Annotated in this window: 19 protein-coding genes; 8 read left to right on the top strand and 11 right to left on the bottom strand. The window is 51.8% G+C overall.

What is annotated here, in order from left to right:
* Positions 1–109: 109 nt before the first annotated feature.
* A complete protein-coding gene (locus tag AC6I8X_RS27465; protein WP_299456481.1) occupies positions 110–1396 on the bottom strand; it encodes a methyl-accepting chemotaxis protein in 1287 nt (428 codons plus the stop codon).
* A gap of 43 nt (positions 1397–1439) precedes the next feature.
* Between AC6I8X_RS27465 and AC6I8X_RS27460 the strand changes: the two genes are divergently transcribed.
* The gene (locus AC6I8X_RS27460; RefSeq protein WP_158087429.1) at positions 1440–1598 is read left to right on the top strand and encodes a hypothetical protein; all 159 of its coding nucleotides are present in this window, start codon (positions 1440–1442) and stop codon (positions 1596–1598) included.
* A 323-nt stretch (positions 1599–1921) separates the two neighbouring features.
* Positions 1922–2128 (top strand): YMGG-like glycine zipper-containing protein, encoded by a 207-nt coding sequence (locus tag AC6I8X_RS27455; RefSeq protein WP_084878959.1) that lies wholly within the window; start codon positions 1922–1924, stop codon positions 2126–2128.
* 42 nt (positions 2129–2170) lie between these two features.
* Here the strand turns inward: AC6I8X_RS27455 and pncA are convergent, their stop codons facing one another.
* Positions 2171–2806: a bifunctional nicotinamidase/pyrazinamidase gene (gene pncA / locus AC6I8X_RS27450; protein ID WP_299456472.1), complete on the bottom strand. Its 636-nt coding sequence runs from the start codon at positions 2804–2806 to the stop codon at positions 2171–2173.
* A gap of 540 nt (positions 2807–3346) precedes the next feature.
* Between pncA and AC6I8X_RS27445 the strand changes: the two genes are divergently transcribed.
* Positions 3347–3997 carry a GntR family transcriptional regulator gene (locus AC6I8X_RS27445; RefSeq protein ID WP_299456470.1) on the top strand — a complete coding sequence of 217 codons (651 nt, stop codon included), beginning with the start codon at positions 3347–3349 and terminating at the stop codon, positions 3995–3997.
* A 43-nt stretch (positions 3998–4040) separates the two neighbouring features.
* Here the strand turns inward: AC6I8X_RS27445 and AC6I8X_RS27440 are convergent, their stop codons facing one another.
* From AC6I8X_RS27440 to AC6I8X_RS27415, 6 genes are read right to left on the bottom strand one after another with little or no spacing between them, the layout of a single operon-like run.
* On the bottom strand, positions 4041–4259 hold the full coding sequence (locus tag AC6I8X_RS27440; protein WP_208717992.1) for an FmdB family zinc ribbon protein: 219 nt from the start codon (positions 4257–4259) through the stop codon (positions 4041–4043).
* Positions 4260–4268: 9 nt separating this feature from the next.
* Entirely contained in the window at positions 4269–5693 is a 1425-nt protein-coding gene (gene hydA / locus AC6I8X_RS27435) for a dihydropyrimidinase (RefSeq protein WP_497842011.1), read from the bottom strand.
* Between the two features lie 18 nt (positions 5694–5711).
* Complete coding sequence (locus tag AC6I8X_RS27430; protein ID WP_299456463.1) at positions 5712–6653, bottom strand: dihydrodipicolinate synthase family protein; 942 nt, start codon at positions 6651–6653, stop codon at positions 5712–5714.
* Positions 6654–6660: 7 nt separating this feature from the next.
* Positions 6661–7818 (bottom strand): NAD(P)/FAD-dependent oxidoreductase, encoded by a 1158-nt coding sequence (locus AC6I8X_RS27425; RefSeq protein ID WP_299456461.1) that lies wholly within the window; start codon positions 7816–7818, stop codon positions 6661–6663.
* Positions 7815–9230 (bottom strand): NAD(P)/FAD-dependent oxidoreductase, encoded by a 1416-nt coding sequence (locus AC6I8X_RS27420; RefSeq protein WP_299456459.1) that lies wholly within the window; start codon positions 9228–9230, stop codon positions 7815–7817. Before AC6I8X_RS27420 ends, AC6I8X_RS27425 begins: the two co-directional genes overlap by 4 nt.
* The gene (locus tag AC6I8X_RS27415) at positions 9217–9501 is read right to left on the bottom strand and encodes a (2Fe-2S)-binding protein (protein WP_299456457.1); all 285 of its coding nucleotides are present in this window, start codon (positions 9499–9501) and stop codon (positions 9217–9219) included. The genes AC6I8X_RS27420 and AC6I8X_RS27415 overlap by 14 nt, the downstream gene beginning before the upstream one ends.
* A gap of 158 nt (positions 9502–9659) precedes the next feature.
* Between AC6I8X_RS27415 and AC6I8X_RS27410 the strand changes: the two genes are divergently transcribed.
* The 5 genes from AC6I8X_RS27410 (at position 9660) to AC6I8X_RS27390 (ending at position 13860) form a co-directional block, all read left to right on the top strand.
* Positions 9660–10478 carry a transporter substrate-binding domain-containing protein gene (locus tag AC6I8X_RS27410; protein WP_299456455.1) on the top strand — a complete coding sequence of 273 codons (819 nt, stop codon included), beginning with the start codon at positions 9660–9662 and terminating at the stop codon, positions 10476–10478.
* A 67-nt stretch (positions 10479–10545) separates the two neighbouring features.
* The gene (locus AC6I8X_RS27405; protein WP_299456453.1) at positions 10546–11214 is read left to right on the top strand and encodes an amino acid ABC transporter permease; all 669 of its coding nucleotides are present in this window, start codon (positions 10546–10548) and stop codon (positions 11212–11214) included.
* Complete coding sequence (locus AC6I8X_RS27400; RefSeq protein ID WP_084878970.1) at positions 11214–11903, top strand: amino acid ABC transporter permease; 690 nt, start codon at positions 11214–11216, stop codon at positions 11901–11903. Before AC6I8X_RS27405 ends, AC6I8X_RS27400 begins: the two co-directional genes overlap by 1 nt.
* Positions 11881–12618, top strand: a complete 738-nt coding sequence (locus AC6I8X_RS27395; protein ID WP_299456450.1) for an amino acid ABC transporter ATP-binding protein — start codon at positions 11881–11883, stop codon at positions 12616–12618. Before AC6I8X_RS27400 ends, AC6I8X_RS27395 begins: the two co-directional genes overlap by 23 nt.
* A gap of 39 nt (positions 12619–12657) precedes the next feature.
* Positions 12658–13860 (top strand): pyridoxal-phosphate-dependent aminotransferase family protein, encoded by a 1203-nt coding sequence (locus AC6I8X_RS27390; RefSeq protein ID WP_497842024.1) that lies wholly within the window; start codon positions 12658–12660, stop codon positions 13858–13860.
* A gap of 178 nt (positions 13861–14038) precedes the next feature.
* Here the strand turns inward: AC6I8X_RS27390 and AC6I8X_RS27385 are convergent, their stop codons facing one another.
* The 3 genes from AC6I8X_RS27385 to fliB form a co-directional block, all read right to left on the bottom strand.
* Positions 14039–14188, bottom strand: a complete 150-nt coding sequence (locus tag AC6I8X_RS27385; protein WP_299456446.1) for a type II toxin-antitoxin system RelE/ParE family toxin — start codon at positions 14186–14188, stop codon at positions 14039–14041.
* Complete coding sequence (locus tag AC6I8X_RS27380; protein ID WP_299456444.1) at positions 14185–14397, bottom strand: hypothetical protein; 213 nt, start codon at positions 14395–14397, stop codon at positions 14185–14187. Before AC6I8X_RS27380 ends, AC6I8X_RS27385 begins: the two co-directional genes overlap by 4 nt.
* A gap of 91 nt (positions 14398–14488) precedes the next feature.
* A complete protein-coding gene (gene fliB, locus AC6I8X_RS27375) occupies positions 14489–15691 on the bottom strand; it encodes a flagellin lysine-N-methylase (RefSeq protein WP_299456442.1) in 1203 nt (400 codons plus the stop codon).
* Between the last annotated feature and the right edge of the window lie 3 nt (positions 15692–15694).

The following is a 15694-nucleotide window of genomic DNA, read 5'->3' as shown; positions in this document are numbered from 1 at the left end:
TATCGTACGGAGAGTATCGGATTGAAATTGCGTCAGAACTGCACAGGGTTGTTGCAGGCTAATGATACAAGGGGAAGGGGAGCCATCGGGCTCCCGCCCTGACTGATAGTTACACATCCAGCCGGTGAATAACGTTAACAAATTCGTGCACGCCGCGGTTTATTTCACGCAGGCTGCGCGAGAGGTCGCTGATTTTATCCTGCTCGGTCACCACAAAATGTTTGACCTCATCCAGCTGTTGATACATTTGCTGGATCAGGCGCGCATTCTCTTCCACCACTTCAGTGATCTTTTTGGTGGCCGTTGAAGTTGAAGCCGCCAGTCGTCGTACCTCGCCTGCGACCACACTAAACCCGCGCCCGGCTTCGCCAGCCCGTGCCGATTCAATCGCCGCGTTTAGCGCCAGAATGTTGGTTTGTGAGGCTATCAGGTTAATCGACTCCACCACTTCGCTGATGCTTTTGGCTGAGGCATTAAGCTGCGCACCGATCTCGGTGGCGGCATTGACCTGCTGCGCCACCAGCCCCGAGTTACGGACGGTCTCATCCAGCACTTCGTTGGCGTTATGGGTGATTTGCGAGGTTTGTTCCGAGGTGGTCACGGCGATATCCGCCACCCGTTTTGCGGCTTCAACGCGGCTGGTGATATCCGAGGCAATTTTGATGACTTTGTGTACTTTACCGTCCACATCATAGACCGGGTTGTAACTGGCTTCGAGCCAGATACGTTCACCGCTGGCAGTTTTGCGCTCAAAACGACCGACAAAGTGCTGACCTTTGCTGATCTTGTGCCAGAAATCCGGATTCTCGCGATAAAAGTTGTCATAGCAGAAGATGCGATGGTGCTTGCCGACAATCGCGGACAGCTGATAACCCATGTGGGTGAGAAAATTGTTGTTGGCGCCGATAATGTGGCCGTCGGGTGTGAATTCAATCACCGCCATCGAGCGGTCCAGCGCGGTGATGACGGCTTCTTTTTGTTCCAGTTCCTGATGTCGTGCGGTGATGTCGGTGGCGACTTTAATCACCTTATAGACTTTGCCTTTATCGTCGCTGACCGGAAAGTAAGTGGCACTGAGATAGAACCGTTGCTGCTGCTTATTGAAGCGTTCAAAAATGCCGGTGACCGATTCACCTGAAGCCAGCGTCTGCCAGAAGGTGCGATAGTCCGACGACTGGCTGTAAACCGGGCTACAGAAAATCCGGTGATGTTTCCCCTGAATTTCGCTCAGGCTGTAGCCGGTAACCTCAAGAAACTGCGGGTTGGCGCTGAGTATTTCGCCATCAGGCAAAAACTCAATCCATGCCACATGCTGTTTGATCGCATTAATGTCCTTTACTACGTTGCCATCTTTGGAGAAATGCAGAGCAAGGCTCGATTTTTTCACACCAAACATAAGACACCCCAGGAGGTTATCGCTATTCCGTTGAATAAGACGTATGCAGAGCCTTCTCTGGCTACGCCTGCTGGGGCGTAACTTTCACGGCGTGCTGCATGATTTTTCCCTGCCGGACATGACGGATGTCTCTTCTGCACATCGCTGTGCAGGCCGGGATAGTGTTGTCCTGACCAACCTGGTGTTTTTCGAAGCGAGCTAAGACTGACCTGTAAAAGTCTATGCTGTTTTAACTATCGGCAGAGCCGGGAAAAAGTTGAGAAAAGATTGTGAGACAGCCGTCAAATAAATAGTCACGGATTTGAAAGAACAGCCTTCCTTATTAGTTACAACAAACTGTATGGCTCAAATAAAATCACCCACTAAAATTAAACACTGTGCCCCTCATTGTTCACCAGGAAACATAGCGAATCAAAGAGTTACAGTTTTCCTGTTCACTGCCTTAACCCGTTTATTCATCATTGTGGTTAGAGGGGATATTCTGAAATCCCAAGTTGTCACTCATTTCCTGTGGACTGAAAATACATGCGTAAAATCTCGATTCTGGTCGTCACTCTGAGCCTGCTGATGTCCGTGACTTCCCAGGCACAGGCAAAAGGATGCCTTAAAGGGGCCGCCGTCGGTGCAGCGGTAGGGCACCTCAAACATCATGCCGTTATTGGCGCGGCAGTTGGATGCGTTGTTGGTCACCATATGGCAAATAAACAGCAGAAAAGCGCTGAACAAAAATAGTCAAAACGGAAGGTAGCGAAGCCATTCGCTACCTTTTGTGATTTACGCGCGAACGACCGCAGTGATCTCAGACGAGTTAACTCGCTTAACACCCGCAGCCTGCATTTTATCCCAGGCGTCAGCCAGAGAACCGTCCAGATCGATACCTTTGGTGGCGTCTTCAATCACACTGACGCTGAAGCCTTTTTTCACCGCATCCATGGCTGTCCAGCCCACACAAAAATCTGTCGCCACACCCACCACATAGAGTTCACTGATCCCGCGTTCATGCAGATAGCCTGCCAGTCCTGTTGGTGTACTGTGATCGGCTTCTTCAAAGGCAGAATAACTGTCCAGTTCAATGTTGTAGCCTTTACGAATCACTAATTGTGCTTTGTCCGTTTTGACCTGCTTGTTGATTTCAGCGCCTGAGCTGCCCTGCACACAATGATCGGGCCACAGAACCTGCGGACCATAGCTGGTTTCAATAACATCGAGAGGTTTCTTGCCTTCGTGGCTGCTGGCAAAAGAGATATGCCCTGCCGGATGCCAGTCCTGAGTCACAATGATATTATCAAATTTATCATACAGACTATTTATAACTGGAATGATCACATCGCTATCCTGAACCGCAAGCGCACCGCCGGGCAGGAAATCATTTTGCATATCGACAATGATCAACGCTCTTTGACTGTTCATTCTATTTCCTTTCAGGAAAGTCTTATTACTGTCAGCACTTTTCGCAAAGGCACTCCCCGTTGCAGCCAGTGCCGTTGCGCCTAATGACGCCACAATTAATTTTCGCCTTGATATATTATGCATTTTATTCCCTTAATTCATTATGCATGGTTGATTAAATGATTTATTTTTACGCTAAAGTCGTATTCGATAATAACAAGACGGCGAGTGATTATTTCTTTCAACCCTGCCACATTAGCGTAACAGCATGATTTTATGAACCGCGATCAGGAGAGTGAAGTTCGTTTGCAATAATTTACTGCCATAAGGATGAACCGTGATAATTTTTAAGTCCTTCCTTAATAAAATAAAGAATTCTCTTATCCTGTCACCGGAGGAGCCAGCGAGACACATGATAATGTCGACGCCGAAAAGGTATCAGCCGCCATTATCATCATGTTTTACCGGCTTTTCATGCTGGCTAATTCTTAGGTTTACTGCTTTTTTCAATCGTACACGTATTGTATACTTTCCAGTAAATGTCTTGATGGTGAGTACCAAGTGACCTCAGTAAAACAAACCTCTGCAGAAAAGTTAGGGGAAGTGGCCTATCAAATGCTTCGCCGTATGATCCTGGAAAAAACCCTCCGGAGCGGCGGGGCGGTGGTTGAAGGTCGTCTGGTGGAAGAACTTAATATTTCCCGGACACCGCTACGCGAAGCGTTGCTGCGACTCGAAGGTGAAGGGTTGCTGGTCAGATCGAGCGCACGCTCCTATTCTGTTCGCTTTATTAGTGCGCAGGAATATTTTCAAATCATGAAAGTCCGCGAGCTGCTGGAAACCGAGGCGATTGCGCTGTCCATCAACAAAATTGATGCCGGAGTGATTGATCAACTGGCTGAGCAGGTGCAGTCTTTATCGGCTGGTCAGCCCGAACAAGCCTACTGGGATGTTGACGATACGGTACATACCCTCTTTGCTCAGCATTCGGGCAATGCGGTGCTGGCACGGATGATTGAACAGGCCCGCACCCAGAGCCGGATGTTTGAACTGATCACCCCCTTTAACCGCATCGAAGAAGATCGTGAAGAACATCTGGCCATCCTGCATGCCTGGAAAAGCGGGGATGCCGCAGCGGCCAGCCAGGCAGTGAGAACGCACCTGAGAAACCTATCGACTTTCGTGATGAAAAGGATCACCGAAGGCAACTAAACGCGCGAGGGTATGCCGCGGACGCATACCCTCCCAAAGTGGCTTACTTGATCTGCCCAGGGCAGCAGGGGCATCCCTCAACATGTAACGGGTTACGCACCTCCGCACCCGGTTTACTGCGCAGCAACACCGGCTGGAAACTCAGCTTCCTTTCAGCATGCTGTGAACAGACCGGGCAGGGTGCCGGTTGATCGCGTTCCGCCACCGAACGACGCAATTCAAACGTGCCGCAGTCCGGGCAATGATAGTCATAGTAAGGCATAACGTTCTCCTACCACTTGCCAACTTCACCACGTCGAATGAAACGTCCCTGACCGGTTTTACCTACCCACTGGTCATCACTAACCAGCAGCTCACCACGTAACAGCACCTTCTTAACTTTACCCTGTACCTGATGTCCTTCGAAAAGGGTGAAATCAACGTCACTATGCTGCGTCGCGGCACTGATAGTGTGCTTTTCAAGCGGATCAAAGATAACGATATCGGCGTCGCTGCCCACGGCAATGGTGCCTTTTTGTGGGAACAGGCCGAACAGCTTCGCCGGTGCGGTGGACATCAGCTCAACAAAGCGGTTCAGCGAAATGCGACCACTGCGCACGCCGCCGTCATACACCACGGTCATACGCGTCTCGACACCTGGCACGCCGTTAGGGATTTTGGAGAAATCATTCGCGCCCAGCGGCTTCTGATTAATTTTTCCTAAGTGGCCTTCTTTCATGCAGTAGGGGCAATGGTCGGTAGAGATCAATTGCAAGTCATCGGTTTTCAGTGCTGTCCACAAAGCGTTTTGCGCTTCTTTGGAACGCAGCGGCGGGCTCATAACAAAACGCGCACCATCAAAGCTGTCGGACTCGTCGCTGTCAGCGTAAGAAGATTCATCAAAGAACAGGTAATGCGGACAGGTTTCGGCAAACACCGGAATGCCCAGGTCACGCGCTTCCACCACATGTTTTAGTGCTTCTTTGGCTGATAAATGAACAAAGTAGACCGGTGCTTCGGCCAGTTCTGCCAGTTTGATCCCGCGGTGAGTGGCTTCACCTTCCAGCAGGGCGGGACGCGTCAGGGCGTGATGGCGGGGTGAGGTGTGCCCCTGAGCCAGCGCTTCCTGAATTAACAGTTCGACGATGGTGCCGTTTTCCGCATGCAGCGCGACCATGCCGCCATGCTGGCCCACCATACGCATGGCCTGGAAAATGGCGGCATCATCCGACATCACCGTGCCCGGATACGCCATAAACATCTTGAAGCTGGAAACGCCTTCATGACGGATGGCATAGCGCATATCTTCCAGTACTTGTTTGTCCACCTCAGTGATAATGACGTGAAAGCCATAATCAATGCTGGCGACGTTGTCAGCTTTGGATTGTGCGCGTTCGATGGCCTGCAACGGGCTGGTACCATGATTTTGCAATGCAAAATCGATAATGGTGGTGGTACCACCAAACGCTGCCGAACGGGTGCCTGATTTAAAGTTATCGGCGGTGACCGAGGGGCCAAAGGTGTTTTCCATATGGGTATGGCAGTCCACCCCGCCCGGAAACAGCATCATGCCGCTGGCTTCGATCACCTGGCAATTTGCCCCAGGTTGCAGGTTCAGTCCGATGCTGACTATCTTTTCATTCTCAATAAGAATGTCGGCGTGATAATCGTCGACAGCAGTGATAATGCGCCCACCGCGAATCAGGGTACTCGTCATGTTGGTCTCCGCTTGCAATTAGGAATTGGCAGTAAAGGATTGTGCAAAAGCCAGCGCCGTCGCTAACCGCTGACGCTGTGCGTCGTCAACGGCAGGCACTGGCGGGCGGGGCATAGCATGGGGAAGATGCCCGGCAAGATGCAGACAGGCTTTTAAACGTGCATTGGCATGAGTGCCAGGCCAGGTGCCGTAAATCTCCTTCGCCAATGGATAAACAAACTGATGCAATCGCTGTGCTTCAGCGAGGTTCTGTGCCTGCATCGCGTTGTACAACGCCACCACCAGTTCCGGGACCACTGCCGCCAGGCTCACCAGGCTGCCATCGGTGCCCAGCGCAAAGCAGGTCAGCAAATGCTCATCACCCGAGGCCATCACCGCGACGTGCGGTGCAACTTCACGCACCAGCCGCAGGTTTGCCTCATAGGTCGCGGTTTCCCAGCTGCCTTCTTTCACTGCAACCACATTGGGTAAACAGACCAGTTGCTGCAGCAGGCTGGGTGGATAAGCCATACCACCGCTGTTCACTCCCGACTGATACAGCATCATGGGTAAAGCGGCGTTTTGGTTGGCGATCCGGTGGTGATTGAGTACCGTTTTATCGTCGGTGGAAAGTGTCCAGGAATAGGGGGGGAACAGCAGAATGGCGTCGGCTCCAGCGGCTTTCGCATCATCGGCCTGAGCCTGCGCATCGTAACTGTCTTCAGCATTGAGACCTGCCACCAGCAACGTATCCGGCGGACACACCTGACGAGCCAGAGTGACCACCCGGCGTTTTTCCTCACGCGAGAGCGCGAAGTTTTCACCCGCATGCCCGTTGATCAACAGACCGCGGATCCCTGCCACCTGCGAAACCTGGCGCAAATGCGCAATCAGGCTTGCTTCATCAATGTATTTGCCGGTCTCATCCATCGGACAGACTGTCGCCGCATACACACCCTGGTAATGGTGTAACTCTTTCATTTTGTTATTAGCCTCTGGAAAAGGAAGCGACCGCGTTGTTTTCAATGGGTAGCAGTCGTGAGGGATCGAAAAGCGGCATGTCTGGTTGCTGGCCTAAAATCTGCTGAGCCAGCAATTTGCCCATATAAGGGCCGCTGGTATAGCCGGAGTGGACGCATCCGATAACGTAGAGATCCGGGTGCTGCGGCACTGGCCCAATCATCGGCATCGCATCGGCGGTTTCGGACTCCAGGCCAAGCCAGATACGTGCGACGCGGGCGGAAGCCAGCGCCGGAACAGCGTGTTGCCCGAGCCGCAGGTTACCGATCAGGTTCTCGGGAATGGTTTCTCTGCCGCCCAGTTCACGCGAACCGATACCCTGCCAGCCACCGCCAATCACCACCGTGCCATTAGCAAACTGCTTCATGGAGAGCAGGCCATTGGCGATGCTCAGGACCGAACGCATCACCGGCGGCATCCTTTCAGTCACAATCAGCTGGTTGATCAGGGTTTTAACCGGAATGGTTATGCCAACCATTTCCAGCATCGGTTCCAGCCAGACGCCGCCAGCCAGCACCAGACGGGAGGCCTCAACAGACTGGCTGTGATCTTCGGTTGAAACACGATAACCCGCGCTCTGCCGCTCAATATGACCAACCGGGAATTGTTCCATGATGGTCACCCCGGCAGCCCGTAATGCCGCATGAAACGCACGACCGGTCAGATAAGCGCTGGCGAAACCGTCTATTTCACAAAAGGCAGCCGCCTTGATGGAACCATTGATGCCCGGATCGATCTTCATCGCCGCCTGCGGGGAGATCACCGAGATATCTGCGCCATATGCACGCCGCGCGGCGGCACGTTCCTCCAGCATGGCTACTTCGGCGTCGGTAAATGCGAGGGATAAACCGGGCGCATGGGTCGCCAGCACGCCCTGACCCAGCCAGGTTTCCGGCTGCATCCACATATCCCAGGCTTTCATGGCGTAGGGCACCAGTGCCGCGCGGGTCATGTGCAGCGTTAACGTACCCGCATTGACGCCGGATGCGCTGCGGCACAGGGCATTGCGTTCCACCACCACCACGCGCATCCCGGCTTTTGCCAGAAACAACGCAGTGGAGCAGCCCATAACGCCGCCGCCCACGATGCACACATCAAAGCGTGATGAAGCGTTAAGTTCACTCACAGTGGGGCCGCCTTAGGAATCGGAATGTCTGCATAGTCGTAGTCACCGGTCATGTCGCTGATGGTGAGCGGGCGAAGTGGGGTGCGGGGAGAGAAGATCCCGACAGATTCACGCGACACGCCTTGTTTGTTGGCCAGCAGTTCGGCAGCAATATCACCACAGGTGCGTCCCTGGCACGGGCCCATGCCACAGCGCGTCCAGGCTTTCAGCTGGTTTACATCCCTGGCTCCGGCCTCGCAGGCCTGTTCAATTTCCGCGCGCGTCACGTCTTCACAACGGCAAACCACGGTATTCTGCGGGATGCTCTCAACATGGCCTTCACGCAGCGCCATCATAGCGGCCATCTTCTGACCGAAACGGGCGGCGTGTTGCCAGGTTTTGGTCAGGCTCTCCGCTTCAGATGCGGCTGCGGTTGCACCGCGAATAAGAGCCACACAGGCCAGCCCGACCCGTTTTCCCTGTTCAATGGCCGCAGCGGCACCACGAATACCGGCGCTGTCGCCAGCAACAAACAGCCGTTCACGGCTGGTCTGGCCATTTTCATCCGTCTGTGCAATCCAGCCTCCCGCTGCACGGGAATAATAATGTTTTGCATGCAGCAGACGCGTAATGTCGGTAGAAGGTGTCAGACCATGGCCAACGGCAACGCAATCCACCAGAATCTGTTTCGTGGGACCGGCGATGGGCCGCGCCGAGGCATCACACGGAGCCAGCTCAGCCAGTAGCTGATCGCCTTGTGCAGTCACTTTCACCAGAGTATGGCGTGAATAGATCGGTACCCTGGCGCGTAAAATCGGCAAGCCATAACTGAGGCTTTGTTTGAAAATGGCGGGGCGGGCCAGCAACGCTGCGGCTGTGCTGCACCACTCACTACGCGAGGCAATATCCACGATGCCTTTCACCTGGCCGCCCGCTTTGAGGGTATTACCCGCTACTGCCACCAGCAAAGGCCCGCACCCGGCCACCAGGGTGGTGTTGCCCGGCAAGGTACGTTGCGATTTGAGTAAAATCGTCGCCGCTGCCAGACCAATGACGCCGGGCAGCGTCCACCCCTCGAAGGGCACTACGCGTTCTGTGGTGCCACTTGCCACCAGCAGCACCGTCGTGGTGCAGGACATCGAACCGTCCGGCCCAAGGGCATCAACACGATAATCGCCGGTTACCGCCCACACGGTATGCCCTAAAAAGAGGCGCACGTTGCTCCGTGATAGTTCATCGCGCAAGGTTTCACCGGCCCTGAATTCTGCACCGTCCATTTTTGCGTCTGGCATGATCGGCGCACGATAAACCTGCCCACCGGCAGCGCTATTTTCATCGAACAGTGCGACACGCAGTCCTTTCGCTGCTGCCATCAGTGCCGCCGAAACGCCAGCCGGACCGGCACCCAGCACGATCAGGTCATAATGATTCATAAGGATCGATATCCGGTACAGAGTGAACAATCAGATCAGCACTGGCCTCAGTTTTGCAAGCTAATACCCGCTTACCCTCCACCATGACCAGGCACTCCTGACACGATCCCATCAGGCAAAACATGCCCCGGGGTTGATGTTGATGAGGACTGAAGCGCAACGTTTTGACGCCACTCGAAAAAAGCGCGGCGGCAATGCTCTGGCCCTTCAAGGCCATATATCCCTGATTGTCAAAAACGAAACGGACGTTTTTCCCTGAAATGTGCTGCATAAAGTCACCCTTTTTGGTCGACAACTGCTCATTGAGGCTTGACAAGATGGAAGGCATGGTATCGTATACCAATCGTATATGTAAAGCATACGAAGTTTATATCGTTGGTAATTTGCCAACACCAGGGTAAGCAATCAGACGACGCCGGGAGTTAAATAATGAGTAAAATTAGTATGTTGGGAAAAATGGTTATCGCGAGTTGTATTGCCAGCGCGCTGTTTGGCGCTGCAACGGCCAACGCCAGATCGCTGGATGAGATCATGAAATCCAAAACTCTGATCGTCGGCGTGAATCCAAATCTCCCGCCGTTAGGGGTGTATGACGATAAAAATCAGATCTCTGGTTTTGATGCGACCGTAGCGAAAAAAATTGCCGATTCGATGGGCGTGAAACTGGAACTGGTTGCGGTTGGGTCGAATGACCGCGTGCCATTTATCATGTCTGACAAAATTGATGCGGTGATGGGCGGCATGACCCGTAATGATGACCGTATGAAAGTGGTCGATTTCACCGATCCGGTAAACACCGAAGTGCTGGGCATTCTCACGACCGAGAAAAAACCCTACAAGAAATGGCAGGATCTGAACGATCCGTCAGTGAAACTGGTGCAGGTACGCGGCACCACGCCAATTAAATATATCCAGGACAATATTCCCAAGGCTCAGTTGTTAATCCTCGATAACTATCCGGATGCCGTGCGCGCTATTGCCCAGGGCCGTGCCGATGCGCTGATTGACGTGCTCGATTTCATGCTGGATTACACCAAAAAGTATCCCACCAAATGGCACGTCGTGGATGACCCGATTGAGGTGGACTACGACTGTATCGCCGTCAGCAAAGGCAATACTGCACTGCGCGAGAAGTTAAATACCGAGATCGCCTCGCTGCATAAATCAGGCTTTATCGGCACCAGCTGGAAGAAATGGTTTGGTCACGCCATGTTGCATGATCCCACCGCCTCGCCGACGAAATACTGATTTTCGTTCTGATTAAATCGGGTGCCCGGAAGGTCAGGGCACCCTTGTGTGATTGAGCATTGTTCTGATGAACCTGAATTTTTTCCCTATTCTCGATCAGTTGCCTTACCTGTTGGGCGGAGCCTGGATTAGCCTGCAACTGGCAGTGCTGGCCTTCGCCTTTGGTATGGTTATTGCGATGATTTGTACCAGCATCCTGCGCTATGGTCCCAGGCTGGCAGGCAAATTTATTAACGCATATGTGATTTTTGCCACCAATACTCCGCAGCTGGTGCAGATCTATTTTCTGTTTTTTGCGCTGCCAGAAGTCGGTATTTTGCTTTCGCCGTTTACGGCGGTTCTGATCGGCGCCACTTTCAACGCGGGTGCCTATTTGTGCGAAATCCAGCGCGCAGGTTTCGACTCTGTCCGCCGTATGGAAATTGAAGCCGCAGAAGTGCTGGGATTCTCGCGTATCCAGATCATCCGTTACGTCATCCTTCCACATGTGATCAAGGTGATGTTCCGACCCCTTTCGAACCAGTTCATTGTTATGACTCTGGGTACCTCGATGGCCTCAATGTTTGGCGTCGAAGAACTCACCGGTCGCACCTATAACCTGAGTTCACAAACTTATTTGTCGGTGGAATCCTTCTCAGTGGCTGCCGTTATTTATATCGTTATCACCATTCTTGCCACCTTTGCTCTGGCCATTATGGGACGGTTTCTGTTTCGGGCCAGGACGGGGGTATTTTAATGAGCTACTTCGACTGGTCGGAAATTACCGGGCTGTTCTCGTACTACAACCTGTTGCTGTTATTACAGGGTCTGGGTATCACGCTGGCACTGTCGGCGTTTGGTTGCCTGATCGGTTTTCTGGCGGGCTTCGTGCTGGCGGTGGTTATCAATACCAAAGCGGCGATGCTGTCACCCCTGCGCGGGGTGGTACATGTCTATTTCTTTATTTTCCGGCGTATTCCTTTTCTGGTGACGTTATTTCTGGTGTTTTTTATCAGCCAGTATTCCGGACTGCGCTTTTCCACCTTCACCGTAGCATTAATCAGCGTATGTATTATCGCCGCGGCTTACTTAGGGGAAATCATCCGCAGTGGTCTGGAATCCGTGCATCATAACCAGTGGGAAGCGGCGGTCACGCTGAATTTTTCCTATTTGCAGACACTGCGCTACGTGATCATTCCGCAGTCTCTGACAGTGGTGATCCCGCCAACCTTCAGCTTCTTTGTTATGTACATCAAAGACACGACGCTTGCCTCGCAGATTGGAGTGATGGAACTCACCTCCGCCAGCAAAATCCTTTCTGATAAAGGTTACTCGGCCACGCTGGTTTATGCCGTCGTCCTCATGCTTTATTTCATTGTGTCTTATCCGCTATCGCGTCTGGGTAAGCGTCTGGAGAGAAAAATTGCCACAGCTCGACATCATTAAATTAAAAGCCGCCTATAACGACCAGCCCGTGCTGGAGAATGTCACTTTATCGGTGGAGAAGGGCGACATTGTCAGCCTGATCGGTCCTTCTGGTTCTGGCAAAAGTACCTTGCTGCGCGTGCTGATGGGATTGCTGCTACCGAAAGAGGGGCAGGTTTTGCTGGAAAACAGCGTAGTAGATTACACCAATAAAAGTGAGTTACGTCAGCTGCGTGAGTCCATCGCGATTGTGTTCCAGCAGTACAACCTGTTCCAGAATATGACCGTGTTGGAAAACGTGATGATCACACCAACCAAAATTAAAGGCTGGTCGAAGAAGGAAGTGGAGCAGGATGCGCGCCGCCTGCTGGAACGGGTGGGACTGTCACATCGCATCAATGCTTACCCGGATCAACTCTCCGGCGGCCAGCAGCAGCGGGTGGCGATTGCCCGTGCGCTGGCACTGAAGCCGACCATTCTGCTGCTGGATGAAGTGACGGCGGCTCTCGACCCTGAGATGGTCAACGAGGTGCTGGATACCATCCGCGAACTGGCCTCTGAAGGGATCACCATGTTTATCGTTTCTCATGAGATGAGTTTTGTCCGTGAAGTGTCGTCGAAGGTGGTGTTTATGGCCGATGGACAGGTGGTGGAAACCGGTTCACCACAGCAGGTATTTGATGCTCCCACCCACGAGCGTACCCGCCAGTTTGTCAGCAAAATATTACGTCACTAACAGCAGGAATATTCTTTGAACAAGCATGTTTTCACCCAGATGAATCCCCCTCAGCGTCTGTTAATGGGACCCGGTCCGATCAATGCAGATCCTCGTGTATTGCGGGCGATGTCAGCACAACTTATTGGGCAATATGACCCGGCGATGACGGCATACATGAACGAAGTCATGATGCTGTATCGTTCCGTGTTTCGTACCGCGAACCATTGGACCTTGCTGGTTGATGGCACTTCCCGTGCAGGCATTGAGGCGATTCTGGTGTCGGCCATTCGGCCAGGCGATAAAGTGCTGGTGCCGGTTTTTGGTCGCTTCGGACATTTATTGTGTGAAATCGCCCGTCGTTGCCAGGCGGAAGTTCACACCATTGAGACGCCCTGGGGGACTGTGTTTACACCAGACCAGATCGAAGATGCCATTAAGCGCGTCCGGCCAACCATGTTGTTAACTGTGCACGGTGATACCTCAACCACCATGCGGCAACCACTGGAAGAATTAGGGGCGATTTGTCAGCGTTATGGCGTGCTGTTTTATACTGATGCCACCGCCACTCTCGGCGGCAACCCCCTTGAAACGGATGCATGGGGTTTAGATGCTGTCTCCGCCGGGATGCAAAAATGCCTGGGCGGCTCCGCCGGAACATCGCCGGTTACGCTGAGTGAGTCGATGGCTGACTATATCCAGCGCCGCCGTCACGTCGAAGAAGGTATTCGCGATGTCCGACATCATGATGGTGACGAACCCATCATCTCTTCCAATTATTTCGATCTCGCCATGATCATGGATTACTGGGGTAGTGAACGGCTTAACCACCATACCGAGGCGACATCAGCGCTGTATGGTGCGCGTGAGTGCGCCCGCCTGATTGTGCAGGAAGGTCTGGATACGGGCATCGCCAGACATGCACTGCATGGCGACGCGTTACGTGCCGGGGTTGAGGCGATGGGACTGGAGGTATTCGGTGATCCTCAGCATAAGATGAATAATGTGCTGGGTATTAACATTCCTGACGGCCTGCATGACCAGCAAATCCGCGAATGTATGCTTAACGATTTCGGCATCGAAATCGGCACCTCATTCGGCCCATTAAAAGGAAAAATGTGGCGTATCGGCACCATGGGCTATAACGCCCGTAAGGATTGCGTACTGCAAACCCTCGCAGCACTGGAAGCGACCATCAACCGATATGGCTATAAAACTGTGCAGGGAAAAGCCATGGAAGCTGCGTGGAATAGGTATTCCTGATTACATACCCAAGCTCAATGTTATCAGGCGTCGCTACGTGAAATCTGAGAAAAGAGCAGGGGAAACTCCTGAAGAGTTTTGCCGTAGCGGCGCGATTTATCGCGCATCGTCCAGCCATGATGGAGAAAACCCGCGTGATAAATCATGCCGCTACGGGTGAGGTGCGTTCGCGCTTATATTATACGTCACCGTCTTTGAATTCGAACGTGATTCGCCAGTTTGCTCGCACGGTAACTGAATATGTTCCTTTTCGGTTCCCTGTCAGTGGATGAAACTTATACTGGGAAAAAGCAGCGATCTCATCAAGTGTATTTGCGTTATCAATCACATAAAGACGTTGCCGTATCCGTTCCACATCTTTTTTATCGCTTTATTGCGCGATGCGCAACGAGCAATGATCTCGACAAAGAGTGAGCTGCAGAAAATTATGCAGGCAGCGGCAATCACCGAGGTTTTCGCGCCGCTACGGGCGAGGCGCGGTCCGGAGGATGTGCGGATATCGTATTTAACATAATGCGCGTTGTGCGCCTTTTTCATGGCGCTAAATTCAGATGTCCGCATCGGAGATGCGGATGCTTTTCCGGACTCGGTATTTTCTCTAAGAAACACTCACATCAGAGATCCCGCATTATTTCAACAGATAAGCCAGTGCTGAATTATCTTTGAGCTTCACCTCTTCAATCTCTGCCAAAAAAGCATCTTCAGCGTATTTGTTATGTCTGGTAATGCCATGATAACTATAAACAATATTAATTACATCGTCTTCATTGAAATCGTTTTTAAGCTCAACAGATGCAGCAATAAGCCATTTCAACAGGAACCATTCTGACATCAAAAAATAAAGATTGGTAAAAGGTTCTCTTCCATTTTTCACCGGAAAAAAATCCTCATACATGCGGTACTGTATATAGTTACTGAGCAGTTCGGGGCGATTCTGTAGCCACGGCACTACTTTCTCTTGCCAGATTTTATTTAGCCGCTGCATGGGTGTCAGGACATCATTTTCTTTAATGACTTTGTTCTGCAACTCAATCAATTTTTGAGAATATTTTCGTAAGGTCGCCCCGCCGCGTCCTTCATATTTTGTGTTCAGATACGTTTGCAGTCGCAGAAGCAGCTCGGATTGCAGCTGATAATCCGGGATTAATTCTTCGATGTTTTTTCTTATCTGGCCGTTTTGAATCGCCGCCTGGATTTCCTCAAAATAACTTAACAAATTTTCATACAGATCATCGCTCTCTGCCTGTTTATCGCGATAAAGAAGCAGCATTATGATGCCGTAAAAGCCTTCTTCGATTGCCATACCACAGCTGACCATAATATTTGAACACATCAGATTGAGCAGGCGATCTTCCTGGCTAATATCCGGTGCATTTATCGCTTCAGGGCTGAGTTTGATTCTTTCGCTGTAAAGCATCGCGCCAGGGGTAGTTAACAGTCTCTTCGCTGCTTCGGGACAAGATAGCGTCAGGTTACTTCTGATTTCATATTTATAGCTTGCATAAAGGCGGGGATAAATCGCGCAAGTGGTACTCAACGCCTTTTCCCCCAGAGATTTATGCACTTTGCATAAGCGGTCTTCATCAAGAAAAGTACAGTCACCATTGTTTTTTAATTGAATCTTCCCCCAGCTACTATGACTCTTTTTTGTTGTGATGATATTTTCCACGGCAATATTACGAATTTCAATTTCATCACTGTTTATATAGCGATTCACTGTCGGCTCATCAAGCTCAATGTCCCAGCCTTTACAGCAATGATCGGGACAGGCACTCCCCACACAATGAAACTGGCTGAAAAAAGCTGGCTCAACAATAACTATCTCTTCCATACA

This window comes from Pantoea sp. X-Soil-TKNS-1280 (assembly GCF_059730475.1).
This window is presented reverse-complemented; position numbering and strand designations above follow the sequence as displayed.